Origin of the sequence: Pseudomonas sp. 1912-s (genome assembly GCF_029269205.1) — a bacterium.
Taxonomy (GTDB): domain Bacteria; phylum Pseudomonadota; class Gammaproteobacteria; order Pseudomonadales; family Pseudomonadaceae; genus Aquipseudomonas.
Genome location: NZ_JARIXR010000006.1, coordinates 188,829 through 212,856 on the forward strand (window position 1 = coordinate 188,829; position 24,028 = coordinate 212,856).

At 57.6% G+C, this 24,028-nt stretch carries 28 protein-coding genes; 21 read left to right on the top strand and 7 right to left on the bottom strand.

Annotated features, from left to right (window positions below; translation table 11 throughout):
- The 11 genes from P3C29_RS10205 to P3C29_RS10255 all read left to right on the top strand — a co-directional run bounded on the left by P3C29_RS10205 (position 1) and on the right by P3C29_RS10255 (position 8,554).
- Entirely contained in the window at positions 1–495 is a 495-nt protein-coding gene (locus tag P3C29_RS10205) for a DnaT-like ssDNA-binding protein (protein WP_275964469.1), read from the top strand.
- Positions 495–884 carry a hypothetical protein gene (locus P3C29_RS10210; protein WP_275964470.1) on the top strand — a complete coding sequence of 130 codons (390 nt, stop codon included), beginning with the start codon at positions 495–497 and terminating at the stop codon, positions 882–884. The genes P3C29_RS10205 and P3C29_RS10210 overlap by 1 nt, the downstream gene beginning before the upstream one ends.
- A complete protein-coding gene (locus P3C29_RS10215; RefSeq protein ID WP_275964471.1) occupies positions 881–1,516 on the top strand; it encodes a hypothetical protein in 636 nt (211 codons plus the stop codon). The genes P3C29_RS10210 and P3C29_RS10215 overlap by 4 nt, the downstream gene beginning before the upstream one ends.
- Positions 1,513–1,932, top strand: coding sequence for a phage tail terminator-like protein (locus tag P3C29_RS10220; RefSeq protein WP_275964472.1), 420 nt, complete (start codon positions 1,513–1,515; stop codon positions 1,930–1,932). The genes P3C29_RS10215 and P3C29_RS10220 overlap by 4 nt, the downstream gene beginning before the upstream one ends.
- Before the next feature lie 71 nt (positions 1,933–2,003).
- Positions 2,004–2,660 carry a phage tail protein gene (locus tag P3C29_RS10225; protein WP_275964473.1) on the top strand — a complete coding sequence of 219 codons (657 nt, stop codon included), beginning with the start codon at positions 2,004–2,006 and terminating at the stop codon, positions 2,658–2,660.
- 3 nt (positions 2,661–2,663) lie between these two features.
- Positions 2,664–3,044, top strand: a complete 381-nt coding sequence (locus tag P3C29_RS10230; protein ID WP_275964474.1) for a phage tail assembly chaperone — start codon at positions 2,664–2,666, stop codon at positions 3,042–3,044.
- Between the two features lie 47 nt (positions 3,045–3,091).
- Positions 3,092–3,361 (top strand): DUF1799 domain-containing protein, encoded by a 270-nt coding sequence (locus tag P3C29_RS10235; RefSeq protein ID WP_275964475.1) that lies wholly within the window; start codon positions 3,092–3,094, stop codon positions 3,359–3,361.
- Positions 3,358–6,681: a phage tail tape measure protein gene (locus P3C29_RS10240; RefSeq protein ID WP_275964476.1), complete on the top strand. Its 3,324-nt coding sequence runs from the start codon at positions 3,358–3,360 to the stop codon at positions 6,679–6,681. The genes P3C29_RS10235 and P3C29_RS10240 overlap by 4 nt, the downstream gene beginning before the upstream one ends.
- A 3-nt stretch (positions 6,682–6,684) precedes the next feature.
- Entirely contained in the window at positions 6,685–7,023 is a 339-nt protein-coding gene (locus P3C29_RS10245; RefSeq protein ID WP_102368966.1) for a phage tail protein, read from the top strand.
- An 11-nt stretch (positions 7,024–7,034) separates the two neighbouring features.
- Positions 7,035–7,787: a phage minor tail protein L gene (locus P3C29_RS10250; RefSeq protein ID WP_275964477.1), complete on the top strand. Its 753-nt coding sequence runs from the start codon at positions 7,035–7,037 to the stop codon at positions 7,785–7,787.
- A gap of 2 nt (positions 7,788–7,789) precedes the next feature.
- Positions 7,790–8,554, top strand: coding sequence for a C40 family peptidase (locus P3C29_RS10255; protein ID WP_275964478.1), 765 nt, complete (start codon positions 7,790–7,792; stop codon positions 8,552–8,554).
- A 105-nt stretch (positions 8,555–8,659) separates the two neighbouring features.
- On the opposite strand, the gene P3C29_RS10260 is transcribed toward P3C29_RS10255, so the two are convergent.
- Positions 8,660–8,905, bottom strand: coding sequence for a hypothetical protein (locus P3C29_RS10260; RefSeq protein WP_177054255.1), 246 nt, complete (start codon positions 8,903–8,905; stop codon positions 8,660–8,662).
- Positions 8,906–9,429: 524 nt separating this feature from the next.
- On the opposite strand from P3C29_RS10260, the gene P3C29_RS10265 reads away from it, so the two are divergent.
- The 10 genes from P3C29_RS10265 (at position 9,430) to P3C29_RS10310 (ending at position 19,444) form a co-directional block, all read left to right on the top strand.
- Positions 9,430–9,927 carry a hypothetical protein gene (locus P3C29_RS10265; protein WP_275964479.1) on the top strand — a complete coding sequence of 166 codons (498 nt, stop codon included), beginning with the start codon at positions 9,430–9,432 and terminating at the stop codon, positions 9,925–9,927.
- Positions 9,928–10,020: 93 nt separating this feature from the next.
- Positions 10,021–10,257, top strand: coding sequence for a hypothetical protein (locus tag P3C29_RS10270; RefSeq protein WP_275964480.1), 237 nt, complete (start codon positions 10,021–10,023; stop codon positions 10,255–10,257).
- 336 nt (positions 10,258–10,593) lie between these two features.
- A complete protein-coding gene (locus P3C29_RS10275) occupies positions 10,594–10,944 on the top strand; it encodes a hypothetical protein (protein WP_275964481.1) in 351 nt (116 codons plus the stop codon).
- Between the two features lie 63 nt (positions 10,945–11,007).
- Positions 11,008–11,619: a tail assembly protein gene (locus P3C29_RS10280; protein WP_275964482.1), complete on the top strand. Its 612-nt coding sequence runs from the start codon at positions 11,008–11,010 to the stop codon at positions 11,617–11,619.
- Positions 11,620–11,678: 59 nt separating this feature from the next.
- Positions 11,679–15,251 (top strand): phage tail protein, encoded by a 3,573-nt coding sequence (locus P3C29_RS10285; RefSeq protein WP_275964483.1) that lies wholly within the window; start codon positions 11,679–11,681, stop codon positions 15,249–15,251.
- A 1,051-nt stretch (positions 15,252–16,302) separates the two neighbouring features.
- Positions 16,303–17,361 carry a hypothetical protein gene (locus P3C29_RS10290; protein ID WP_275964484.1) on the top strand — a complete coding sequence of 353 codons (1,059 nt, stop codon included), beginning with the start codon at positions 16,303–16,305 and terminating at the stop codon, positions 17,359–17,361.
- A complete protein-coding gene (locus tag P3C29_RS10295) occupies positions 17,358–17,690 on the top strand; it encodes a hypothetical protein (RefSeq protein WP_275964485.1) in 333 nt (110 codons plus the stop codon). The genes P3C29_RS10290 and P3C29_RS10295 overlap by 4 nt, the downstream gene beginning before the upstream one ends.
- 254 nt (positions 17,691–17,944) lie before the next feature.
- Entirely contained in the window at positions 17,945–18,370 is a 426-nt protein-coding gene (locus P3C29_RS10300; RefSeq protein ID WP_275964486.1) for a structural protein, read from the top strand.
- A complete protein-coding gene (locus P3C29_RS10305; protein ID WP_275964487.1) occupies positions 18,367–18,885 on the top strand; it encodes a lysis system i-spanin subunit Rz in 519 nt (172 codons plus the stop codon). Before P3C29_RS10300 ends, P3C29_RS10305 begins: the two co-directional genes overlap by 4 nt.
- 100 nt (positions 18,886–18,985) lie before the next feature.
- Positions 18,986–19,444, top strand: a complete 459-nt coding sequence (locus P3C29_RS10310) for a hypothetical protein (protein ID WP_275964488.1) — start codon at positions 18,986–18,988, stop codon at positions 19,442–19,444.
- Here P3C29_RS10310 and P3C29_RS10315 read toward each other — a convergent pair.
- The 6 genes from P3C29_RS10315 to P3C29_RS10340 form a co-directional block, all read right to left on the bottom strand.
- Positions 19,441–20,130: an SOS response-associated peptidase family protein gene (locus P3C29_RS10315; protein WP_275964489.1), complete on the bottom strand. Its 690-nt coding sequence runs from the start codon at positions 20,128–20,130 to the stop codon at positions 19,441–19,443. The genes P3C29_RS10310 and P3C29_RS10315 overlap by 4 nt on opposite strands.
- A 28-nt stretch (positions 20,131–20,158) precedes the next feature.
- Entirely contained in the window at positions 20,159–20,521 is a 363-nt protein-coding gene (locus tag P3C29_RS10320) for a hypothetical protein (RefSeq protein ID WP_275964490.1), read from the bottom strand.
- A 92-nt stretch (positions 20,522–20,613) separates the two neighbouring features.
- Positions 20,614–20,823 carry a hypothetical protein gene (locus tag P3C29_RS10325; RefSeq protein ID WP_046383000.1) on the bottom strand — a complete coding sequence of 70 codons (210 nt, stop codon included), beginning with the start codon at positions 20,821–20,823 and terminating at the stop codon, positions 20,614–20,616.
- A 366-nt stretch (positions 20,824–21,189) separates the two neighbouring features.
- Positions 21,190–21,804 (bottom strand): GNAT family N-acetyltransferase, encoded by a 615-nt coding sequence (locus tag P3C29_RS10330; protein ID WP_177078695.1) that lies wholly within the window; start codon positions 21,802–21,804, stop codon positions 21,190–21,192.
- A gap of 1 nt (position 21,805) precedes the next feature.
- Complete coding sequence (locus tag P3C29_RS10335) at positions 21,806–22,258, bottom strand: GNAT family N-acetyltransferase (protein ID WP_177078696.1); 453 nt, start codon at positions 22,256–22,258, stop codon at positions 21,806–21,808.
- 753 nt (positions 22,259–23,011) lie between these two features.
- Positions 23,012–23,728, bottom strand: a complete 717-nt coding sequence (locus P3C29_RS10340; protein ID WP_177078697.1) for an HAD family hydrolase — start codon at positions 23,726–23,728, stop codon at positions 23,012–23,014.
- Positions 23,729–24,028 lie beyond the last annotated feature (300 nt).

Here is a 24,028-nt window from a genome sequence, read left to right on the forward strand (position 1 = left end):
ATGGCTCTGGTGATCGAGAACGGCAAGGTGGTGCCAGGCGCCGATAGCTTCGCAACGGCCGCCGAACTGGTCACCTATGCCACGAACTTCGGCAAAACAATCCCCGCTGATGAGGTGGCGCAGGAATCCCTGCTACGCCGCGCCGCCCTGCAAATGGATGCGATGCCATGGAAGGGCAAGGCGGTGAACCGTGATCAGGCGCTGGCCTGGCCTCGGGCCGAGGTCAAGCGTCAAGGTTGGGTGTTGCGGTTCGACGAGATCCCGCCACAGGTCAAGGCTGGTCAAATGGCACTGGCTGCCGAGATTCATGCTGACGACCTGATCGCACCTGAAACCAAAACGGGCGCAGTTGTTTCCGAGACGGTTGGGCCGATCAGCACCACGTTTGCTGTCGCCAGCAAGGCGGTGAGCAAACCTGCGGCAACCCGGCAGTCGTATGCGCAGTTCGCCGGGCTGCTGGAATCCTCAAGTCAGGTCAACCTGGTACGCAGCTGATGGCAGATATCTATGATCGGGCAAAAGCAAGTGCAGCAAGGATGCTCGCCCCGCGATCCAGGGGTGGCAAGGGCCTGGAGCTCTCACTGATTCGGGTGACGACCGGCGAGTACGACCCTGAGGCCGGCGGCAGTCCTGTCACCACTGAGCAGTTCGACGGATCAGGGCTTCGCCAGAACTATCGCCAGCAAGACATCGACGGCTCACTGATCAAGCAGGGAGACGTCAAGATCCTGATCTCTCCGGTGCTGCTGGATGGCGTAGACACGCCGCTGCCGGTGACTTTGGACAAGGTCGCGTTCGACGGCGACACCTACACGGTTCAGCACGTTGATCCTTGGGATTACGCTGGCATTGCTGTTGGCTTCAGTGTGCAGGCCAGAAAATGAGCTTCAGCCTGGACATCAGGGAGTTCGCTGAAAAGGCCAAGGGGGACATCGAGGAGATCGTTAAAAAGGTCTCGATTGACCTGCTTACTTCTGTCGTCGACCGCTCCCCAGTTGGTAACCCTGAATTATGGGCGGCGAACATAGAGCACCGTGCAGCCAATACCCGGGCGGCGGACGACTACGACTTCAAAGTCGCAGCGCGAAACACGGTCATCAACCTGACCGATAGCAACTTCACCAAGTCCGGCAAGCTCAAGCGCAACGTGAAGTACGCGAAGCCCCTGACAAAGACCGAGCGCGACCAGAACTTCAATGTGAACGGTTTGGTCGCGGGCAAGGGTTATGTCGGCGGGCGCTTCCGGGGTAACTGGCAGGTTTCGTTTGAGGTTGGCGCCACCGGCATGCTGGACCTTGTTGATCCAACGGGTTCCGCCGCCAAAGCAATTGGCAAAGGTGTTCTTGAGCATTACCAAATCGGCGTCGGCAAAATCTGGATCATGAACAATCTCCCATATGGCCCCCGGCTTGAGTACGAAGGCTGGTCTAACCAGGCGCCTGCCGGGATGGTGCAGATCACAGTCACTGAGTTTCAGATGTACATCAACAAAGCCGTCTCGGAGCTTTCAAAATGAGCGACCGGATTATCCGAAGTCTGTTTGAGGCGCGTCTGAAAGCCTGGGCTGACGCACGCACACCCAAGCTGGCGATCGCTTATGAAGGTGTGACATTCACGCCGCCGGCCAGTGGAGCCACTTACCTAAAGGTATACCTGATGCCTGGGAAGACTGATAGCGAGGATTTGGCAGGTAAGCACGTCTCGTATCGGGGCGTATTTCAGGTCAGCGTGGTTACCGCATCGGGTTCGGGCACTGGTGCTGCCGGCGCGATTGCCGAAGAGGTCGCACGGCTGTACCCGAATAACCTGCCGCTGACGAAAGCGGACTTCACGGTTTACGTCCGATCGCCCATGGCCACGGCCGCATCCATCCAGGGCGAGACTACGAGCACTTTGCCTCTGTCGTTTCAGTATCGAGCCGATACCTTCTAATCCGCCCGTTGGGCACACCCCGAAACCCGCCTCTGCGCGGGTTTTGTCATTTCTGAAAAGAGGAAACACCCATGGCCGGCATCCAAATGCCCAACGGCGCCACCCTTGAGATTGCATCGACTTACGGCGTTGCAATCCCGTTCACTGAGCTGACCAATGCCAATCCGGCAATCGCAACTGCTGCAGCCCATGGCCTGGCCGAGGGCGATGTAGTCGCCGTCAATTCCGGCTGGACTCGCCTCGACGGTCGTGGTGTCCGTGTGGGGGTAATTGCCAGCGGCACTTTCGCCCTAGCAGGCGTGAACACCACCAACGCTCAGCAGTACCCAGCGGGCTCCGGTATCGGCTCCGTCCGCGAGGTGACCGCCTTCACCGAGATCTCGCAGGTCACCGAAATGAACTCGGCCGGTGGCGATCAGCAGTTCCTTACCTTTGGTTTCGTGGCCGACGACAACGACCGCCAGATGCCGACCACCAAGAACCCGATCACGCTGACTTACACCGTCGCTGACGATCCGTCCAAGCCCTATGTGGCGGTCTGCGAAGCGGCGGACGACGACAAACAGCCCCGTTTGCTCCGACTGAACCTCCCAGGCGGTAGCAGCATTATCTACAACGGCTACGTGTCGATCACCGCCACGCCGACCATGTCGCGCAACAACCTGATGACCCGCGTTATCAGCGTTGCCCTGACTGGCCTTCCAACTCGCTACGCGGCCACGGTGTAACCAATGGCCAAGTTCAAGCTGATCCAAAAGCCGACGTTCAAGGCAACGGTGTTGATCCAGCGGGCTGGCTACAACGCCGAAAAGGTGGAGTTCGAGTTCAAGTACTTGGACCGTACCGCGCTCGCTGAGCTGTACTCCGGTTGGAACGAGCGGCACGACGAGCTGGGCAAGCAGGTCGGGGATATGGACCTCAAAGCTTTCACCGCCGCCCAGATCGCCCTGCAAGCTGACCAACTGCTGGATGTGGTGGTGGGCTGGGATATCGAAGAGGAATTCACACCTGAGAACGTGCGCATCCTCGTGAATTCGATCAACTCGGCGCCGAAGGCAGTACTGAACGCGTACGCCGAAGCTTTTAGCGAGGCCCGCCTGGGAAACTCCTAAGCGCCTCGCGCGCGCTGTATGAGCCAGGGCCCTCAGACGCTGATCTGATGGCCTTTGGTTTGTCACGTCAGGACATACCCGACAAGGAAGTCGGTATCTGGCCCGACAATTGGGATGTTTTCAGAGTCTTCGAGGCCATGAGCACCCAGTGGCGTACAGGCGCGTGCGGCGCCACCGGCATGGACTACGGCGTTCTCTCCGGGGTGATTCGGATGTGTGGCCTACCGATCAGCCAGCGACAAACCATTTTCAGCGACTTCCGGCGGATGGAGGCTGAAGCCCTGCAGGTGATGGCGGAACAGAGAGAAAACAAATGAGCACCAATTTCGCTTCCCTGGGTATTGCTGTCGAGTCGTCGCAGGCCGCAAAGGCTGCTGATGATCTTGATAAGCTGGTCGATTCGGCTGAAGACGCCCAAAAGGCCATTGATGACCTCGGCAAAACAGGCGAAGGGCTGGCCAACACCGGCAAAAAGGTTTCCCAGGCAGAAGCGGACGTAGCGCAAAGCATCGATAAGTCGACAGCAGCCAGGGACCGGCAAGCCGGTGCGAGTCGTAAAGCAACTGACAGCGCAGTAGCGGAAATCTCCGTCATCAGTCAGCTCGACAAGGCGATGACAGGCAACATCTCGAGCATGGAGTCGCTGGTTCAGGCTGAGGGCTTGCTAGAGCGTGCCCGCAAGGGAGGCTTGGTCACCATTGAGGAGCAGGCGAAGTACCAGGATCAACTGGGAAAGGCCTACGACAAGATTGAAAAGGCGGAAGCCAAAGAGCTGGCGCAGAAGCAAAAGCTGATCGAGGCAGAGAATCGTCAGATTGAGGCACTGAAGCGCACCGTCAACGGTATTGATCCAGTGACCGCCAAGCTGGCGAAGTTGGAGGCTCAGGAGAAGGCGCTCAATGATCTGCACAAGTCTGGTCAGATCGACGCCGAGCGTTACAACGAAGCCCTGGCAAAGATCGGCAAGGACCGAGCGGGACTGACTGAGGCCGCGGGCGCATTCGACAAGCTGAAGCTCGGCACACGCCAAGCTCAGGAAAACGTAATGCAGCTCGCCAATGCCATTCAGGCGGGTGACCTGGGCAGTGGTGCGCGCGCGATAGCTCAGCTGGGCGCTGGCGCCGGTGAATCGGCGAAAAGCCTCGCAGGGATGCTGATCCCAGCCGGCCTTTTGGTCGCTGTAATTGGGTCGCTGGGCTACGCCTACTTCGATGCGATGAAGCAGGCACGCGAGTTCAATGCCGCGATCAATGGCGGTACGAATGGTGCAGGGCAGACCATCGCCAGCCTGAAGGACATGGCCGACGGCGCCGGGCGCGTCACCGGCAACCTGTCCGGGGCGCGCGAGGCTGTCGTTTCGCTTGCATCCGGAGCAGCTACCAGCGGTACGCAGATGCGTAATCTGGCTGAAGCTGCAGCGGCCGTGAGTGAAGTAACAGGGCAGGGCGCCGGCGAACTTGCCAAGTCCTTTGCCACTGCCGGCGAGACGGCCACCGAAGCGGCAGGCAAGATCAGCAGTCAGTACGGGCTGCTGACACTTGAGCAGTACCAGGTGATCAAAGGGCTGGATGATCAAGGTGAAAGTCAGCGCGCTTTGGATGTTCTCGGCGAAGATTTGAATCAGGCCGCCTTAACGCGACTGAAGACCTACCGCGAGTCGCTCTCTGACGTTGAGCGCGACTGGGACAACATCAAGAACGCCATCAAGGGCGCGTACGCGGAAGTCCGGTCGGAGATCTTTCCCGACCTGGCCAAGCAGATCGAGATCACCCAGCGCGTGCTGGACACGCGCAGGGGCGGCGGCGTCGCTGGCGCAATTTCCAATGGGCTGAGCTCGCTGAATACGGCGCTTGGCCTTGGCACTGGCGAGCACGACGATTCCACGGCTGCGCTTGAGGCAAAACTTGCTGGACTTAAAGCCAGGCAGGCGGCCAGTTCCAACCTGGCGGTTACCACCGGTGAAAGCACCGACGCGAACCAGAAGGCCATTGAGGCTCAGCGGGCGCTGGATGCGCAGCTCGATAACGTCAACCCTTTGGCCAAGCGTCAGGCGGGCCTGAAAAAGCTCAACGATCAGTTTCGTGCGCTATATGAGAATGCCGAGAAAACCGGACAGAAATCGCCGCTTCTTGATGGTGTCAGCTTCGATGGTAACAAGTTCGCCGGCGGCGCCTATGACACGCTTCTGAAGGGGCTCCAGGACAAGAATAAAGACCCGAAAGCAGCCGGCACTCAGGTCGACCTCACCAGCTTCAACAACGCCAAGAACAACCTTGCAGCGATCTTTGACGAGTACAAAAACACCCAGAAGCGACTGGACGCCGCGGAGAAGGCCGGACTCATTTCTCAGGCCGATTACGCGCTGAAGCGTGAAGCCCTGATCGGCAACCAGCGCGACGAGGTGACCGCAGCCTATGAGGCCGAGATTGCCGCGCTGGAGGCCGTCAAAGGCAAGAAGTCCACGACTGCTGCCCAGAGCATCCAGTTGGACCAGAAGATCGCTGACGCGCGCGCAGGGATGGTCAAGGCGCAGAAGGAGGCCGACAGCCAACTTGAGGTGTTGGCCACCAACGAGACCGGGCGTCTGGCCAAGCAGGAGCGGTCAATCACCACCTACGTGCAGGCCCTGGCTCAGCAGCAACGAGCCTTGGAGCTTGCCGGCCAACGTGCAGTACTCGGCGTTGGCCAGGGGGACCGCCAGAACGCACTCAACGGCGAACTGAACAGCCAGCAAGACCGTTTTGCTCAGCAGTCGCTGGAGTTGGCCAACCAGAAATCCGACCCGTCGCGCAACATGTCCGAGGAAGAGTTCAAGCGGAAGTCGCAGGCTCTTGCTGATGCGAACAAGGCCGCGACGGACCAGATCCGACAGAACTATGCGGATGTGGAGGCAGCCCAAGGTGATTGGACGAAGGGCGCGACATCGGCCTGGGCCAACTATCTGGATTCGGCGAGGAACATTGCCGGCCAGACCAAAAGCCTGTTCGGCAACGCCTTCAGCAGTATGGAAGACGCGGTCGTCAACTTCGCAATGACCGGTAAGGCATCGTTCTCGGACTTCGCCAAGTCGATCCTTGCGGACATGGCGCGCATTGCTACCCGCCAGGCGAGTTCGGCATTGCTGAGCAGCCTGGTTGGCGCAACGGCCCGCTACTTCGGTGGCGGCGGTGGTTCTGGCGGCGCAAGTCAGGCCGGGTACACCGGTACCGACCTTTCAAACTTCACCCCGGGCAGCATTCAGGCCAAGGGTGGCGCCTGGTCGGGCGGTGTGCAGATGTTCGCCGACGGCGGTGCCTTCACCAACACAATCGTCAGCAAACCAACTGCGTTCGGCATGGCCGGGGGCAAGACAGGGGTCATGGGCGAGGCGGGCGAAGAGGCAATCATGCCGCTCACTCGTACAGCCAACGGCAAGCTGGGTGTTTCTGCGGTTGGAGGCGGCGGTGGCGGGGTAAACCTCAGCCTAAGTATGCCGATCATCCTGACGGACCAAGAGGCCGGGCGCCCAGAAGGGGCCGAGTTCGACGCCGAGCTGTTCCAGCGCAACATGGAGTCGCGCACCCGGCAAATCGCAACAGAAGAGATCGCCAAGTCGTGGCGCCAAGGCGGCGTGAGCAGCCGAAACGTAAAAGGATGATTTATGGCAATCGAGCGATTCACCTGGGCCACTGAAAAGGGCGTCGAGGGGGACATCAAGCAGCGCGTACGTACGAAGCAGTTTGCCGACGGCTACGCGCAGTCGACCGAGGACGGGATCAACAACAAATCCCAGTCCTGGCCAGTCACCTTCACCGGCATGAAGGGCCGGATCAAGGACATCATGGACTTCATAGATCGGCACAAGGGCGCAAAGGGCTTCCTCTGGGAACCGCCCCTGGGCGACCTGGGGCTCTACAAGTGCAACGGCTACAAACCAGTGCACCGCGGCGGCCAGGTCTACGCGATCACCGCGACCTTCGAACAAACCTTTCACCCCTGAGATAACCACCCATGGCACTGATCACGGACATCCAGAAGCTGGAGCCCGGCGCCGAAATTCGCCTGTTCGAAATTGACGGGACCGAATACGGCGCCGATTACTTGCGCTTCCACGGTCATGCCATCCCGCACACGCCGGAGGAGCTGCTGGCCTACGAGCATTCGGAGGAGGATCTGCCCGCCAAGTCGATTTGGTGGCAGGGCGCCGAGTACGCGGCATGGCCGGTGCAGATCGAGGGCATCGCCTCCAATAGCGACGGCACGGCCACCAGGCCGACGTTCGCCGCCGGCAACATCAATGGGCGCGTCACTGCGCTGTGCCTGGCCTTCGAGGACATGCTGAAGTTCAAGCTGACTGTTCGCGAGACCCTAGCCCAGTACCTGGACGCGGCCAACTTCCCCGATGGCAATCCAACTGCTGACCCGACTCAGGAAGGGCTGGAGATCTGGTACATCGACCAGAAAACCAGTGAGGACGGCGAGGCAGTGGTCTGGGAGCTGTCGTCCCCGGGCGAGATCGATAACCATGGATTGCCCGGGCGCCAGATGACGACTTTCTGCCACTGGGCGATGACCAATGGTTATCGCGGCCCGGATTGCGGCTACACCGGTGCGGCCATGTTCGACGACGAGGACAACCCCACGGATGACCCGGCCAAGGATCAGTGCAAGGGCTGTCTGTCGTCTTGCAAATTGCGCTTCGGCGAGAACAACGAACTTTCCTTCGGCGGATTCCCCGCTGTGTCCCTGATCGCCCGGAGCTGACCATGCGCAAGCACATCATTGCGGCGATCCAGGCGCATGCGGCAGAGGAGTATCCGAAAGAGTGCTGCGGGCTGCTGCTGGCTGTAGGGCGGGCGCAGAAGTACTTCCCATGCCGGAACATCGCCACGGAGCCGAACGAAGAGTTTCGACTTGATCCTGAGGACTACGCTGCAGCGGAGGACCTGGGCGAGGTGATCGGCATTGTCCACTCGCACCCGGACGCCACCAGCCGGCCGTCACCGCATGACCTGGCCATGTGCGAGGCCACGGCCTTGCCCTGGCACATCCTGTCGTGGCCCGAGGCTGATTTGCGCACGATCGCGCCGACCGGCAGCACACCGCTGCTCAAGCGTCCGTTCGTGCACGGTGCCTGGGACTGCTGGCAGGTCTGCGCTGACTGGTTCCAGCGGGAATGGGGGCTTGAATTTGAGGCCTTCCAGCGCACTGATGGCTGGTGGGAGCGTGCAGAGAGCGCCAGCCTGTACGAGCAGCACTACGAGGCCGCCGGCTTTGTTCGCGTCGACCGGCCGCAGCGCGGTGACCTGATCGTCATGCATGTCGGACGGACGGTTCACCCGAATCACGCCGGGATCTACCTGGGCACTGATCCAACTCTACCTGGTGAAGAGTCGGGCACCTTCGGGCCCGGCCCATTCCTGCTGCACCACCTGTACGGCAGACCATCCGAAATCATCGTCTACGGCGGACCCTGGCATGACAGAACGCGCCTGATCCTCAGGCACAAAGACGCAAAACAACCAACATGACGCGGCATGGCCGCAGGAGCAGGATATGACTCAGCCTTTTGAAGTAACTGAAGATGGGAAAGTGCGCATTGCCGGCGCAGTAATCCGCGACAATGCGCTGGCGAATTAAAGGGGTTTGGACCCTACGCCTTTTTTAATGGCCTCCTGAACATTGCTCAGGTCACCACCGACAGCGTCGAGAGCAAGGTTGAACGCACCCGAATCAGCCGTAGGCTGCCGGGTATTTTTGAAAAAATTGACGTACTTCTGCAGTTCGGCTGCGTCGTAGTCGGGCCGCGAGCGCAAATAAAGCGATATTGCACCGAATGCGGCGATGATCCCTGCCTCGGTGGAGCTTACTGGTGTTGCCATGCTGACCTCCAGGTCATAAAAGCGCCGAAATTGGCGCAACCCCAGTCCTTGGGTTTGCAGGCGAAGGACTGGGGAATCCTTTAGCCTTTTGTTTGGGTTTCCACGATCAGACGCCAACCAATTGTCTTCGCTGACCCGGGGTGCTGGTGCGTGTTTTGCGGAGGGAATGGCGTGCCTTTATTGGATGTGATTTCATCGCCGCACGTCTCGCATCGGTAAATTCCCGATACGGGAACGTTGTCTCCAATGGAGTGCACTGTATTCCAAACTACCGCGCCAAGAAGGCCTACCGGAGCTTTCTTGAGATATTGCTCTGTTTCCGAGGTATAGCGCGCCATGTCCATCCTGCCTTGGTTAGAAATGAGGCACAAAGCTACTACGGTAGGACTTTGGCCAGTTACTGGCATTCCATCCACGCTGGATGCCTGGACAGGTCAGCGGTGAGAAAGGGAAAACATGGCGATTTCTCTCCCGCCCGCTACGATCCTGTTGTGGCAATAAGCCATACAGGGGAGGGAGAGGGTATGAAACGGGTAATGATTTTATCGGTGATAGTAGTTTTGGCAGGGTGCTCAGGGAAAATTGTCACCTATGAGCAAGCTGACTGTAAGAGTGGTTGCGAGGGTGTTCCTTTTTTTCGACTAGTTCAGGTAAAGGAGCAATACATTCAGGACAAAATCCTGAATAAAGAAGGTGAAATGCTGCGTTACGCCGGCGGCGACGAAAGCACTGGCTGCTTTGCGGTCCGAGTCACTGAAACGAAGCTAATACCGGCGGCAAAAGAAAGCTATATCCGTTACGAGGCCGGCTGGCTCGAAACCTCTAAATTTTCGGTAGACCTCAAGGATAACGGTAGCTTGGCAAAGGTTGGCGCCGATTCGACGCCCGGGTTGAAGATGGCAGTGGACGCGGTGTCCACGCTCGCAACCGCCTATGGGACGGTGAAATCTGCCGATAAGTCTAAACCAACAATTCAACTGCCTTACTGTAACGCTGGCAGAGTTCCTGTTATCGAAGGCTAATGAAAAGTTGTCGAGCCCAGCCCTGCTGGGCTTTTTGCATCTGTCACCTCAGTGCTACAGTCCCGCCAAACCAACGAGGGAAACAAGCGTTCAATGAATCATGAACTCTGGCTTGAGCCCGACGGGTGTCAAACATTTTGTCTTGCTGGCCCTCACGGAGAAGATGCGCGCGGGCTGCTGGAACCAATGTCAAAACTCATTTGGCAGGTCGAAGCCTCCAGTTATTTTGAAGCAATGAGCAAATACTATTCGTACATGGACTGGGGAGATTACACGACCGAATTTCCTGAGCATGACAAGACCTCATATAAGGATCTTGGCTGGGAGTGAGAAAAGCTCAGTCGATCGCATTCCATCCACGCTGGATGCACGGCCAGGTCCGCATGTGGACATTTTGTATTTTTTTGTTTTACGGGCACTATCAGCGACCAAAACTCAGGAATCGAGGTGGCGCGTGAATAAACATGATGAGCTCGTAATCACGAACCCATTCACCGGTCGGCCGTTCACTGTTGCCCCTGATGGAACAGATATGGATGGGGTTACCTTCAAGACAAAGGAGGAGCGGAAAGCTTTTATCGCCGCTCACTGGCCCGAGGCCGTCGTTGAAATGGTCGAGGTACCTGTCAAGTGACCCGGATCCAGCCAAACCAACGAGGGAACGGCATGCGAATTTTGATAGCGACGGTAGCTGTGGCGATGTTGGCGGGGTGCATGGCTCCGACGATGAACGAGGCTCGCCAGGAAGGTCCTTACAAGGTGCTGACCTCGCAGAAGTCCGACGCCGCGCTGGCCAAATGCGTTCAGTACGAATGGCAGAACCAGCCAATCTTCGGCGGCGCGCCGGGGGCCACACTTCAGCCAGGGCGCGACACCGGATATACGGTGTTCACTGAGGGCTCCCAGTACTTCGTTGATATTCAGCCCAAGGGGTCGGGTTCCGAGGCGAAATACTATGTGGTGGTCGGTAACTGGATCGCCAATAAAAGGCTTACCGCGCTGCAAGGCTGTCTGTAGCTGCGCATCAAATTGTTCAAGGCTCGCTTCGGCGGGCTTTTTTATTGCCTGGAGAAAAAGCACATGGCGGCACTTGCCATCAATTATCAGCCTATGACCACGATCCTGCTCTATGGCCAGCTCCGGCAGTTTGGTCGGTCCTTCCGGATGGCAGTGAGGACACCGGCCGAGGCCGTCAAGGCCTTGTGTGTGCAAATACCTGGTTTCGAGCGCTTCCTGTCCAATGCCAAATCCCGGGGTATCGAGTTCGCCGTATTTCGCGGGGCTACGAACCTGGCAGAAAAGGAACTGGGGTTTGTCGGCGAAGGGGATATCCGAATTGCACCTGTCATCACTGGCAGCAAACGCGCAGGGGCACTCCAAACCATCATCGGGGCTGTGCTGATCGTTGTCGGCGCGGTGATTACCGGAGGCACCTTCGGCGCAGGCGCTCCGTTTGGTTCGGCCTTGATCATGATGGGGGGATCAATGGTGTTGGGTGGCGTAATTCAAATGCTCAGCCCCCAGGCCGGCGGACTTAAGACCAGCGCTGCGCCAGAGAACACCCCGGGCTATGCCTTCGGTAGCGCCAAGAACACCACGGCATCCGGTAACCCGGTACCGCTCTGCATTGGCGAGCGCCGCTGGGGTGGAGCAATCATCAGTGCCGCCATTTACGCAGAAGACCAGATGTAGCCAATACCTGAAGCACAGTAGCCGCCCATGAGGCGGTTTTTTATTGCCTGGAGAAAAGTATGGGCGCAGCACGCAAGATTGATATCCACGGCGCCAAGGGCGGCGAAGAGAAACCAAAAACGCCAACTGAGGCCCCGGACAGCCTGCGCTCCGTTGCCATCGCCAAAATGTTGATCGCCATAGGCGAGGGTGAGTTCGAAGGCACTCCAACTGCCCAGGACATTTATCTCGACAACACCCCGCTACAAGACCCCCAGGGCAACATGAACTTCCCGAACGTCAAGTGGGAGTGGCGCACCGGTGCGGTGGACCAGACCTATATCCAGGGTATCCCGTCGATTGAGAACGAAACCACGATTGGCACTGAGTTGCGCAGCGGCACGCCATGGGTTAAGTCCATCAGCAACACCCAGCTTTCCGCCGTTCGTGTGCGCTTCGCCTGGCCAGCGCTCCAGTCGGTAGACGCCGGCGGCAACATCAACGGGTACCGGATTGAGTACAAGGTTGAACTGGCAACCGACGGCGGCGCGTACCAGCAGGTGCTGAGCGAGGCTGTCGACGGCAAGACCACTAGCGTGTACGAGCGCACCCGCCGCATCGATTTGCCGAAGGCTACTTCTGGCTGGCTGATGCGCATCACGCGCCTGACGATCAACCAGAACAACAACAAAATCTCCGACACAATGCAGATCGCCGGCTTCACAGAGGTGATCGACGCCAAGTTGCGGTACCCGAACACCGCGCTGCTCTATATCGAGTTTTCGGCCGAGCAGTTCCGCAGCATTCCGGCGGTAACTGTCGGCTGCAAGGCTCGCAAATGGCAGGTACCGAGTAACTATGATCCGGTATCGCGCACTTACAGCGGCATCTGGGACGGAACTCTCAAAGAGGCATACACCAATAACCCAGTCTGGGCGACTTACGGAATCACTACCGTCGACCGCTTCGGCCTTGGCCGCCGCATCAAGCCGTGGATGGTCGATAAATGGGAGATCTACCGGATCTCGCAGTACTGCGACCAATTGGTGCCGGATGGGAAGGGCGGCCAGGAGCCGCGCTTCATCTGCAACCTGAACCTGCAGAGTAAGGCTGATGCTTGGTCGTTGCTGCGCGATATATCGGCGATCTACCGGGGGATGACCTACTGGGCCCAGGGCCAGGTGTTCACCCTGTCGGATATGCCGCGTGCTACCGACTACGACTTCGCCTATACCGGCGCGAACGTGATCACTGAGGGGCGTCAGCCGTTCACCTATTCGAGCGCATCAGAACGTACTCGCTACAGCCGGGCTCTGATCAGCTACGACAATCCGGCGAACAACTACGACACCGACGTCACTGCGGTGACCGATCAGAAGCTGCAGCGGCGCTACGGCGACAACCCGCTGGAGATCAGCGCGATCGGCTGCACGCGTGAGTCGGAGGCCCAGCGCCGCGGCAAGTGGGCCTTGCTCACCAACTCCAAGGACCGGGCGGTTACGTTTCGTGTCGGCCTGGACGGGCGTATCCCGCTGCCTGGCTACGTAGTCCCGATCGCTGACGAGCTGTTGGCTGGACGGCCGGTGGGCGGGCGCATCTCTGCGGTGAATGGCAAGGTCATCACCCTGGACCGCGACACCCAGGCCAAGCCCGGTGACCGGCTGATCCTCAACTTGCCCGACGGCAAGTGCGAGGGGCGCACCGTGCATTTGGTTAGTGGGCGGCAGCTCACGGTCACCACGGCGTACTCCGTGGTGCCTGAGCGTGAACTGGTGTGGGCGCTCGACGCTGACGACCTGGCCATCCCGCTGTACCGGGTGACCAGCGTTTCCCGGCCAGAGCCTGGCGTGTTTGAAATCTCGGCCGTGCAGTACGACCCGAGCAAGTTCGCGCACATCGATACCGGCGCTCGGCTGGAGGAGCGGCCGATCAGTGTTGTCCCGATCACCGTGGTACCGGCTCCGGCCAGTGTCACGCTGACATCCAGCTACGCCGTGAACCAGGGCATCGCAATCAGCACCATGAACATCTCGTGGCCTGCCGTGAATGGCGCGACCGCCTATGACGTGGAGTGGCGCAAGGACAGCGGCAACTGGATCAAGCTGCAGCGCACTGGATCGACGAGCGTCGACGTCACCGGCATCTACTCGGGCGCCTACGTGGCCCGGGTCCGCTCGGTGAGCGCGTTCGAAATTTCGTCGATCTGGAAAAGCTCCAGCCTGACGAACCTGGAAGGGAAGGTCGGCCTGCCGCCGGCGGTGGCGTTCCTGACCACCACCAGCGAACTGTTCGGCATCAGCATCAAGTGGGGCTTCCCGCCAGGTGCCGAAGACACCCAACGGACAGAAATCTGGTATGGCCCGGCCAATGATTTGTCAGTGGCTACAAAGCTGGCCGACCTGGCTTATCCGCAGGCCGATTACCGCATGCAGCAGTTATTGGCGGGTGCAACCCTATTCTTCTGGGCGCGCCTGGTGGACCGGACCGGCAATGTTGGGCCGTTCTATCCAGTAGCAGGTGGCGTGATAGGCCAGGCCAGTTCGGACGCTGGGCCAATCCTTGGCATGCTCGCGGGCAAGATCAGCAAGACCGAGCTCGGGCAGGACCTGCTCAGTGACATCGAGAAGATCCCAGGCCTTCAGGATCAGATCGACGCGCTGGATGGGTTGAAGGGTTATGACAAGGATGCGACCTACCTGAAAGGCCAGATGGTCGTAGAGGGTGGGCGCATCTATCAGGCTGCCAGGGACGTCCCGCTGAACAGCCCACCGCCGAACGTTACCTACTGGCTGGATGTGGGCCAATCGGTCGAGACTGCGAACGGTCTGGCTCAGCAGGTCACCACAAATACCGCTGACATCAGCAATCTCGACGGGGTGGTCACGGCTCAGGCCAGCTCCACCAACGCGCTGCGCGCCGCGGCGCGTGATGACAGCGGCAACGGGGCGAAGGCTGACGCGCTGAAAGGGTGGGCCAGCACGGCCGCCATTGTTCAGGAGAGCAAGGTTCGAGCTACTGAAACGGAGGCTTCGGCACAGCGCACCACGACCATTGACGCCAAGGTCAACCAGAACGCCGCGAATGTGACGTTCCTAGAGCGCACCGTGGCGAACAATAAGGAGGCTTCCGCACAGCAAGTCGCTCAGGTCAGTGCGGAAGTAGCCAGCAACAAGTCGGCAATCCAGCAAACGTCTTCGGCCCTTGCTGATACCAACGGCAAGTTGTCGACGCTCTGGTCGGTGAAGATGGAAACCACCGCCGGTGGCCAGAAGTACGCGGCCTCGTTCGGTCTTGGCCTTCAGGTCGATCCGTCTGGCGTGTCGTCGCAGTTCGTGGTCAGGGCTGACACGTTCATGCTGCTCAACCTTGCTAATGGCACGCCGGTGTCGCCGTTCTCGGTTACTGGTGGGCAGACGTTCATCAGTTCAGCTTTCATCCAGGACGGCACGATCACCAACGCCAAGATCGGCAACTACATCCAGTCGAATAACTACGTGGCCGGCATCAGCGGCTGGAAGTTGTTCTTCGACGGAACCTTTGAAGTCAACGGTGCATTCGGTGGGCAGGCGCGCCAGGTGATCAATAACAGGGGTGGCAAAGTCTTCGATGAGAACGGTGTGAAACGCTACCAGTGGGGAGATCTTTCCGCATGAGTTTCGGGATAAGAATTTGGAGCGCCACTGGTGCCCTTGAGCTGGATGAGACTTCGTTTACTGTGAGGGTGGTGTATTCGGCTGTGGTTGAGGCTGGAGTTCCTGCTCCCGGCCGCAGCAGAACTATCGCCATACCTGGAGTCTCTCCTTCAACCCATTCGGCTGTTTGCGTCCCTATCGGTGCTTACCCTCAAGATCCAAGCGCGCAAAACTTGTATGCCATTCAATATGAGCTCCAGGTTTACGAGGGGGGTGTCGTTGTTTGGTTCGCAAACCGCGCGCAACCGAGCGGAACACTTGGGCTTGGACCTCAGAGACTTTTGGTTATGAGGTATCGATAGATGAGCTATGGCGTACAGTTCACTAATAACAATGATGTTGTGACGCTTGACTCCGAGTTCTCGCGGTTAGTGGTTTTGCAAAGAGGCAGGTATCAAGGGGGCGCGTCATTTAGCGCCCCTATAACCAGCGCGGAGCCGCCACTGGTATTCGTAAGGCCGGACGCCACCACTACGTTCAGCTACGCCACGATCGCCGGAAGCCCGGGAAACTGGACGGGGTTTTCGTTTCTTGGTGGAGGAGCAGGAAACTTTTTTGTTGCTGCCTACAGTTCAACCCCTACCGCAACTTATGGGATCAGGATATGGGATGGCTCGGCCAAGTTGCTTTTTGACAGCGGCACCCCCTGCGCCCAGTTCACTCGGACTATTTCAGCATGGACCTATCTCGGCTCTAGCTCTACCGGCCAGGGGACCACGCGTAGCAATTGGACGGCAGCTAGCCCTTTGGATACAGGGGACTTCATGCTCATCAATAACATAGGCATGGATGTGGCAGGGGCAAGCACACGAGCTGCAAAACTGTATTGCACTTGGGACTATGGGACAAACAGCATATTGATGTGGGTGGTCGGGGTAGCCAACTCCACGTCTTTCTTCGTTCCAGTTGTATTTGCAAAACCAATAACTTGAATTAGTGCCAACCACCTATGCCGCCTTGAGCGGTTTTTTATTGCCTGGAGAAAAGTATGGTTTGGCAAAGAGCCGGAACAGTGTCCGTTCAAGCGGGCAGCACAACTGTCGTGGGGGCCAACGTCGACTTCGCTGCAAGCTCGCGCGTGGGGGACTCGTTCATAGGCCCGGATGGCGTGAACTACGAGGTGGCGAACGTTGCCAGCGCTACGGTGATTTCGATCCTGCCTGCGTACAAAGGCCCAACTGCCAGCGGCGCTGCCTACGCCATCATGCCTGTGCAGGGCTACGACAAGATGCTGTCCGATGCCTTCAACAACCTGAACAACCAGTTCGGGGCGAAACTCGCAGCGCTAGGAACCACGGGTAACTATGATGTGCTGCCGCCGGAGAAGGGCGGGACCGGGGTTGCAGTTCTGTCCGCGCCATTCATTGCAATGCGCGACAACTCGGCGCTGACTATCGCCGCGGGGCAGGCTGAAAGGAAGCGGATGAAGCTTTTCGAGCCAACTACTTACGTCATTGACATCGATGACGTAGCAGTGACCTCTCAGATTGCAGGCAGCGGGTACGTCAATAACGCCACTGTCGGTACTCGGCCGCCCGGGTGGACCTTCGGCGTACTTGAGACCTTGCTGGTTTCGGGTGACCAGGCTCAGCAAAAGTTTACGGCGGTATCGGCGGCGCCCGGTGTTACTACCCCAAGTTTCCGCAGAACAGGTTACGGCACCAGTTCTACGCGCTGGGGCCCCTGGCGTCTAATTATTGACGAAGCTACGGCGATTACCGATCCAGCAAATGGTGGCGTCCTGTCAATGACAACTGTTGGCACGGTTGCCATTTACAAGTTCGCAAATGGCCTTCTGCTGATGAGCGGGATCTTTCTGGCTCAGTCGGATGTGTTGCCCGCAAACACCCTGACAACCTTCAACATAACCCTTCCGGCAAGCGCTGGCGTGGGCGTGGATTATACCTTTTCGAACCCGGATCTTAACGCCGTGGCGCTGCTGGTTCACGACCACTATGGGCTGGTTACCAATCAGTTCGCTTCAACCACAATTGTTCAGGTGGGGATTAGGACCGGCGCAACCGCGCAGAGGTTTCAGATTAAAGGCGTAATTACAGGTAAGTGGAAATGAAAATAGTGTTTTGGCCTGCACTTGATATGCCCGCGCTATCCGCGTCAGTGTCCGGTGAAATCTTGAAAATAAACGGGGATGAATTCGATTTCTCCCCCATATCAGAAGGCATGCAACTTCCCGGTGAGGCCGTCGGTAGCCGCTGGTTTCCAAACCTGCCGATCACACGAATCAATGGTGAGTTGACGGTCACAATCAAGCTTCCGGTTAGCGAGCGGACAGCTGAGGACGTGCGCAGCCCCGGCACCCCAATGTTTGTCATTGTGGAAAAAGGCTTCGTTACCTTGCCAGACACCCAATCAGAAGAGGTAGGCGCAAATGGACCTTAGTCAGCTAAAGCCGATTCAAGTCCCGGAATCTCCTGAGCTTGCTGCGGCAAAGGGCGCGGCGCGCCGTTATCTGCAGGATACCGACTGGCTTGTCCTTCGACAGGTAGAGACGGGGCAGGCTGTCCCTGACGATATCAAAGCGGCCCGCAACGCCGCCAGAGACACCCTCAGCGCGGTAGCCGCTGACGCCTGACCCCAATAACACCTGAAGACCGCTGCCGCCTTGAGCGGTTTTTTTTCGCCAGGAGAAAAGTATGCCGACCACTGAAACGCGCGGGGTGCGCAACCGCAACCCCGGCAACATCGATTATGTCCCGGCCAACCAATGGCAGGGCCAGCTCAAGCCCGACCCGGCCATCGAGAAACGCTTCGCCCGGTTCGATACGCCAGAGAACGGCATCCGCGCCCTGGGCAAGCTGCTGCTGACCTATCAGCGAAAGCACGGCTTGAAGACGGTGAAGGCGATCATCAGTCGCTGGGCGCCTTCTGTGGAAAACGACACTGCTGCCTACGTGCGCGCCGTCGAGGCGAACACTGGCACCCAGCCCGGCGCCGAGATTGATCTGGGCCGAGCGCCGGTAATGGCTGGCTTCGTTAAAGCGATCATTCATCACGAGAACGCTGGCTATGCCTACCCTGACGCGGTGTTGGCCGAAGGCGTGCGGCGGGCACTGGCATGACGCCGGTGCAGAAACTGGCCGGGCTGGCGGTACTGATCCTGCTGGTCATGGCCGTGAGCTTCGGTGCGGCCTGGCAGGTGCAGGACTGGCGGTATGACGGGAAGCTGGCAAAGCAGGCGGGGCAATTTCAGACGGACCTCGACACGATCGGCAACGCCGCTACCGCCCAGGCCCGCGCCGAGCAGGACAAGCGCTTGGCCACCGAGCAGCAACTGGCCGCCTCCGATCAACAACACACCAAGGAATTATCCGATGCCCAGCGCGCCCAAGCTCTGCTGCGTGACCGCCTTGCTACTGCTGATGTGCGGCTGTCAGTCCTTCTCGACGCCACGGATTCAGCCGGTGGCTGCGACGTGCCTTCCACCCCCGGCGCCGTCAGCGTGGTTCATGCAGCCCGTAGAGCCCAACTTGACCCAACGCATGCTCAAAGAATTATCGCCATCACCGACGACGGAGATAACGCCGTGATCGAGCTGCGGGCGTGCCAAGCGTACATAAGAGCAATTACTCGCTGAAATCTTTGTGATGGCTATATAATGGCTCTGAGCCTCGAATGAGTGGGCAATATGGAACTTCAGCATCTAAATGGATCCTTGAATAGGCGGAAAAAAGAGTATGGACGCAGCGTGTTCGATTGCAGTGACCTACGGGGTTGCATATCCACTGATATTTGTAGTGGGCTGGCTTCTTTCAAAGTTGATTGATACTCGCCTTAAAGGCTCTGTAGGTCATGAATACAACTTGAAATTTGAGAAATACAAAGAGAAGGAACAGGCGCGCCAAAAGGCAGCGCTAGTGGCGGAGCTGATAGCAGAGTGGGCTTCCCATCCAGAGGAGCAAAGGGAGCTCAATAGATTAAGTGCTGAAGCTTTCTTGTGGCTTCCATCTGGCCTTGCCAAAGATCTCTCTGACATTCTCAGTATTGAAGACAACGCTCCATCACCAAGAAAGTTTCTTTCGGACGTAAGAAATCTCCTTCTCGATGGAGACCCAATAGATCCAAATTTGATTATATTTTTCACCCAAGAGGCCAAGCGAAAGGCCGGCGAACCCAAGAATTCCCAGGAGCCCTAATCAATTTCAGATAAGTGGGCGATCACTTCAGGCCCTTTGTTCCGCACATTGCCAACGGCGGTGTCTACCTTGAACCACTCGAAGGCCTCAGCCGGCTCGCCCTGGTGCAGCACCATCTGCTCGGCGCGCTCCTTCGGCGTGGCCGGGTCCAACCATTCCCGGGCCAGGTCCGGCGTCAGCACCACGGGCCGCCGGTCGTGGATGTCCACCATGCCGCCGGCGCTGTCGGCGGTGATGATCACGAATCCGTCATGCTCGCCCGGGCCTTCGTCGGCATCGGGCAGGTGGCCTATGGCGGCGCACAGCACCGGCGCGCCATCCCGCCGGCGGATCAGGTACGGCTGCTTCTTCGGCCCGCCTTCATCGACCCACTCAAACCAGTTGTTTACGGGCGTGATTGCCCGGTGTGGCCAGATCGCCCGGAAGAACGGGCCGTGGGCCACCTTCTCGACGCGGGCATTGATCGGCGCGGCCCGGTCCTTTGCCCAGTGCGGCCGCCATCCCCAACGCACCAGGTCGGCGTGTAGAAGGTCGCCCTGCAGGTGGAGCAGGGCGACCTGAGTTGTCGGGGCAACGTTGTACCGCTCGAGCGGCCATTCACCCGCGGAGTTCGCCAAGGCATTGGGCATGCTCAGCGCTGCAACGAAGTCGTGGATGCCGCTGTACTGGGAAAGTCTTCCGCACATGGTCATAACCTCCGAGGTTCAACTCAGGTTAGTTGCTGATCGTGGTTTGCCCCATACGGATCTGCCGCAGTAGCTCCTGGTTCTGGTGGAGAACGATATCCCGCTGGTTTTTGACGATCATCAGGCTTCGAATTTGGCCATCAAGCTCTGACGCTTTGCTTTTTAGCTCGGCAATCTCGGCTTGTGCTTTCTTGAGCTTGAGCTCAGCCGTGGCCTTATCGCGTAGAGCATCAGCTTGCATCTGGATCAGCCCCTGAATGTCCTGCCTGGCCTTTCGCAGTTGCAGGCTCTGCTCCTTGTACTCGTTTTCCAGCATGAGCGCGTGCTGCCTGCACATTTCCAGAGGCGTGGGGCTGCCAAGCCACCAGTCGGTGTCTTCGTCGATGTTCATGGTGGGTATTCCGAATGCTGTATGCGCATACAGTATTCGAGATTCTGTGAAGAGGAATACTTGAGGCGACGAACTGCAGGTTTACCCGACGATCAGTCAGGCGCCATGAGGACCGCCAGGGTCAACTTTATGAACTCTTCGTTCTCGTCGATGGTGTGCAGGGCGCCGCGCACGTTTTCCGCCACATCAGCGGAGCCACGCTGCTCGACCCAGTTCGAGATCTCCATGATGGACGCCTCAAGGGCCAGCTGGTTTTCGTACAACTTTGAGAGCAGGGAAGGGAGCAGGTCTGAGTTGGGCATCGGCGTTCCTCTGGTGGAGTGAACAGCGTAGCAGCTGGCGATCGGACGCCCATCCCAAAGTCATGAGTGTTCGCTCTCGACCCATAGCTGCCCTTCGCGAAAGGCAGCAATCGGCCAGGAGCGGACGGCAGCCTCATAAACAAATATGTCCCCTTTTCCTCTGTCGAGAAGGCTGCTTCTGGCTAGCCATATTTGTGCATCTATCCTGAGGGACTTGCCATGAACATCACAGCGAACCAGCCTTGGTGTAATGCATCATCCTTTACGCAACTGGCCATTCCACATAAGCGGTACTGAACCATCAGGCTTGGCAAAACCGTTTGCCCGCATTGAGCGGCTTTTGGGCATCAGGCTGAGGGCTGTTATCTATCTCAAGGTGCCCATGTGTGATGCTGGCGCACTGAAGGCGCCTACGGTGCTCGACACGTTAAGCTTGGCATTGGTGTCGCTTGCACGTGCGGCAGTCGGAAGGGACCCGCCATGCAGGTTGAGCGCCTCAGATGGTACGACCGTATCCAAGCGACTTACCGAGTAACGCAAGGTCACAAAATGATCATCTTTACTGACGATTTCAAACCCTAGCATTTGATAAAAAGCCGTCGCGCTTTGATTATCCTGAAAACAAGACAGGGTGACACCCTGGCCGACACCGGCGGCTCGAGACATCAGTGCTTTCATCACTTGCCGGCCAATACCTTGCCGTTGATACTCAGGCCGTATAAGTAGCAGCGAAAGGTGGGTGTTCTCAAGCTGATGCTTGAGCACGAGATAGCCGATAGTCACATCATCCACGGCGATGAAGTAGCAATCCTTGTCAGCGTAAGATGCTGTAAACAGCTGTCGCTGAAAGCTTTCATCCCAGCCGAAGGCCTTGGCGATGTGGGTGTGAAGCGTCAGCTTATAAAGCGCGAATAGATCATGCCGATGGCTGATGCCCTCGGGTATGGGATTGAAGCTAATTATCTTTCCGTTGAGTTCCATCTTAAACCCTATTGATCGGAATGCGCCGGATCTGAAAGCCAGTTTTGTTCTGTTCAAAACCTGCGCTTAGATAAAAACTATGTACGGCCGGCCGTTCAGAGCCGGTCAGCAGCATGACCTTATAGCAGTCAGCTTCCCAGGCAAGCTTCACCGCTTCGGCCAGAATAGCTTTTCCACACCCCTCATTTCGATAGTCTGGATGAGTCACCACGTTCTCAATCAGCGCATATGGCATGCCGTTGCGGGTCAGGTTGGGAATTACCACCAGCGTGCAAGTGGCGATCAGTTGGCGGTCTAACCAACCCGCGAGAATTGTGCTTCCAGGCAGCTTCTGGAGGGTCGCGATATTGTGGGCTGCGGTTTCCAGGTTAGCTGTATTATCGCCGGGGGTCAGATGTAGATAGAGTTGTAGAAGTTTGGGTAAATCATTTAGCTGCACGCTGCAAATGTCCATGTCTCACATTCCTTATCACCGAAATAGGGTCATTGCACCCTTGATTACATGTGGATGGCAAATCCATCCAAAAGCTGTTTTTCTTGATTTGGATAACAGATTGTCTAATTGAGTTTTGAGTATCCAGCGCTGCCGAATGAATAAGCAAGATTTTGGCCAGGTTGTGAACGCTCCCCCGAGTTCAGGTTCAAAGCCCAGCACTCCAGCGACCCGGACGTACCTCATGAAATTTGGCGGGGTCGCCGCAATCAGGTCACACGACCTAACTGCTGAATTATGCAGAGCTTTGCAGCGATCTGGAGACTCAGGCGGAACTAGGGTGTGCAGACAACCACCCTAGATGTTTGCAACGGAGATCGGTCGTAATGACCGATCTTCGAGGCTTACCTAGCTGTTCGGTTTTGAGCAGAAATGTTTGTAATCAAGCAGTAAGTCAACACTGCACCAAATGTTGGTATATGGATATATATCGATTCTAAGCGCTGCAGTTGAAAAATTTACGTGGGATCTATTATTGATTTTCCGGATCAGCTCCAGTAGCTCAAAAATACTACTATGAAGAAATTTAAAGTCGTACTACTGCAAAAAGTAGCGTGTAATGTGCTCGGCTTTGGGGTTATGCGAAAAAGACAAAGCTTAACCCGCTTGCGAAAGCTAGTACCCAGGGCTTGATGGTAGCGTAGCCTTTTGCCGATTGTAGCCGGTGACGACAGGCATCAACCGGCCAGAAGTGGACACCTAGGATAGAAGTATCTACTCTGGGCTAGGCGTCATGTGCTTCAACAGTGGTAGTAGTTCACTCAGCGAGTAAATGCTGCAAGTGGGCTCTAGTAAGATTTTGGGCCAATCGTGAAACCCCTTGAGCCAAACGGCTTGCATCCCACTCGATCTCGCGCCCTGATAGTCGTTGTGAGGGTGATCCCCGACAAAAACACATTGCTCGGGTAGGTAGCCAAGTGCTTCAGCACCCGCCTTGAAAATTTCAGGTGACGGCTTGCTGTACCCGAACGCTTCCGAACTAATGACCACTTGAATCAAGTTGCTAAACGGCAGAGCCTCAATGGTTCTTCGTCGAGAGCGTTCGGCGCCATTGGAAATCACACCGCAGGCAATCCCTCTGCGCCCAAGCTCTTGCAGCAGCACCTCAGCGTCAGGCATAGCAACCGCAGAGGCTGCGAAGTGAGTTGTCCAGTGGTCTACCAACAGGTTCATAGCCATTGGTGCAGTCCAGCGCAACGACTCCGCCAATGTTCGGCCAACGGCCTCACGAATTGTTGGGTAAGGCGAGCCTGCTGGTAGGTAACCGCCATTGTCCGCAGTCACGATCAGTTTCGCGACTTCAGCAATGCTTACACTTCGCGTCAATGCATGAGCGTAATCCGAAAGAAAACGCTGGGCATATTGTTCAATGCTGAGCGCTCGATGGGTCAAGGTATTGTCAAGGTCGAAAAGAACGGCTTGTGGCGACATGGTTTTCCCTCATGAAGGCCATAGATTCCTTCTCCCATAGCAAGAAAACTGCCGCTTTGGCTAAGACCCATGAAACACAGAGAATCAGTGAAAACGGTACTCTGCGTTCATGGCCAAGTGTTCGCGGATCAACAGCTATGCCAAATATTGTTGCCTCTGCCATCCAGCGGCCACCCGTCATAATCCGACTACCGCGACCGACCGCTTCTGGCCGTTTTCTGCACGTCGCGAGAGTCAGAAAGCGACCCAAAGCTGCCTTCCTGAGGGCCTGCTAACGGCCAAAAGCAGTCGTTGGCGATG

What these genes read in the sequence shown, in the direction of transcription:
- P3C29_RS10215 (WP_275964471.1), top strand. Translation starts at nt 881, where the DNA reads ATGAGCTTCAGCCTGGACATCAGGGAGTTCGCTGAAAAGGCCAAGGGG.
- P3C29_RS10245 (WP_102368966.1), top strand. Translation starts at nt 6,685, where the DNA reads ATGGCAATCGAGCGATTCACCTGGGCCACTGAAAAGGGCGTCGAGGGG.
- P3C29_RS10275 (WP_275964481.1), top strand. Translation starts at nt 10,594, where the DNA reads ATGCGAATTTTGATAGCGACGGTAGCTGTGGCGATGTTGGCGGGGTGC.
- P3C29_RS10260 (WP_177054255.1), bottom strand. Translation starts at nt 8,905, where the DNA reads ATGGCAACACCAGTAAGCTCCACCGAGGCAGGGATCATCGCCGCATTC.
- P3C29_RS10295 (WP_275964485.1), top strand. Translation starts at nt 17,358, where the DNA reads ATGAAAATAGTGTTTTGGCCTGCACTTGATATGCCCGCGCTATCCGCG.
- P3C29_RS10340 (WP_177078697.1), bottom strand. Translation starts at nt 23,728, where the DNA reads ATGTCGCCACAAGCCGTTCTTTTCGACCTTGACAATACCTTGACCCAT.
- P3C29_RS10205 (WP_275964469.1), top strand. Translation starts at nt 1, where the DNA reads ATGGCTCTGGTGATCGAGAACGGCAAGGTGGTGCCAGGCGCCGATAGC.
- P3C29_RS10240 (WP_275964476.1), top strand. Translation starts at nt 3,358, where the DNA reads ATGAGCACCAATTTCGCTTCCCTGGGTATTGCTGTCGAGTCGTCGCAG.
- P3C29_RS10300 (WP_275964486.1), top strand. Translation starts at nt 17,945, where the DNA reads ATGCCGACCACTGAAACGCGCGGGGTGCGCAACCGCAACCCCGGCAAC.
- P3C29_RS10335 (WP_177078696.1), bottom strand. Translation starts at nt 22,258, where the DNA reads ATGGACATTTGCAGCGTGCAGCTAAATGATTTACCCAAACTTCTACAA.
- P3C29_RS10250 (WP_275964477.1), top strand. Translation starts at nt 7,035, where the DNA reads ATGGCACTGATCACGGACATCCAGAAGCTGGAGCCCGGCGCCGAAATT.
- P3C29_RS10265 (WP_275964479.1), top strand. Translation starts at nt 9,430, where the DNA reads ATGAAACGGGTAATGATTTTATCGGTGATAGTAGTTTTGGCAGGGTGC.
- P3C29_RS10310 (WP_275964488.1), top strand. Translation starts at nt 18,986, where the DNA reads ATGGACGCAGCGTGTTCGATTGCAGTGACCTACGGGGTTGCATATCCA.
- P3C29_RS10315 (WP_275964489.1), bottom strand. Translation starts at nt 20,130, where the DNA reads ATGTGCGGAAGACTTTCCCAGTACAGCGGCATCCACGACTTCGTTGCA.
- P3C29_RS10210 (WP_275964470.1), top strand. Translation starts at nt 495, where the DNA reads ATGGCAGATATCTATGATCGGGCAAAAGCAAGTGCAGCAAGGATGCTC.
- P3C29_RS10235 (WP_275964475.1), top strand. Translation starts at nt 3,092, where the DNA reads ATGGCCTTTGGTTTGTCACGTCAGGACATACCCGACAAGGAAGTCGGT.
- P3C29_RS10225 (WP_275964473.1), top strand. Translation starts at nt 2,004, where the DNA reads ATGGCCGGCATCCAAATGCCCAACGGCGCCACCCTTGAGATTGCATCG.
- P3C29_RS10220 (WP_275964472.1), top strand. Translation starts at nt 1,513, where the DNA reads ATGAGCGACCGGATTATCCGAAGTCTGTTTGAGGCGCGTCTGAAAGCC.
- P3C29_RS10285 (WP_275964483.1), top strand. Translation starts at nt 11,679, where the DNA reads ATGGGCGCAGCACGCAAGATTGATATCCACGGCGCCAAGGGCGGCGAA.
- P3C29_RS10320 (WP_275964490.1), bottom strand. Translation starts at nt 20,521, where the DNA reads ATGAACATCGACGAAGACACCGACTGGTGGCTTGGCAGCCCCACGCCT.
- P3C29_RS10230 (WP_275964474.1), top strand. Translation starts at nt 2,664, where the DNA reads ATGGCCAAGTTCAAGCTGATCCAAAAGCCGACGTTCAAGGCAACGGTG.
- P3C29_RS10255 (WP_275964478.1), top strand. Translation starts at nt 7,790, where the DNA reads ATGCGCAAGCACATCATTGCGGCGATCCAGGCGCATGCGGCAGAGGAG.
- P3C29_RS10280 (WP_275964482.1), top strand. Translation starts at nt 11,008, where the DNA reads ATGGCGGCACTTGCCATCAATTATCAGCCTATGACCACGATCCTGCTC.
- P3C29_RS10305 (WP_275964487.1), top strand. Translation starts at nt 18,367, where the DNA reads ATGACGCCGGTGCAGAAACTGGCCGGGCTGGCGGTACTGATCCTGCTG.
- P3C29_RS10325 (WP_046383000.1), bottom strand. Translation starts at nt 20,823, where the DNA reads ATGCCCAACTCAGACCTGCTCCCTTCCCTGCTCTCAAAGTTGTACGAA.
- P3C29_RS10270 (WP_275964480.1), top strand. Translation starts at nt 10,021, where the DNA reads ATGAATCATGAACTCTGGCTTGAGCCCGACGGGTGTCAAACATTTTGT.
- P3C29_RS10330 (WP_177078695.1), bottom strand. Translation starts at nt 21,804, where the DNA reads ATGGAACTCAACGGAAAGATAATTAGCTTCAATCCCATACCCGAGGGC.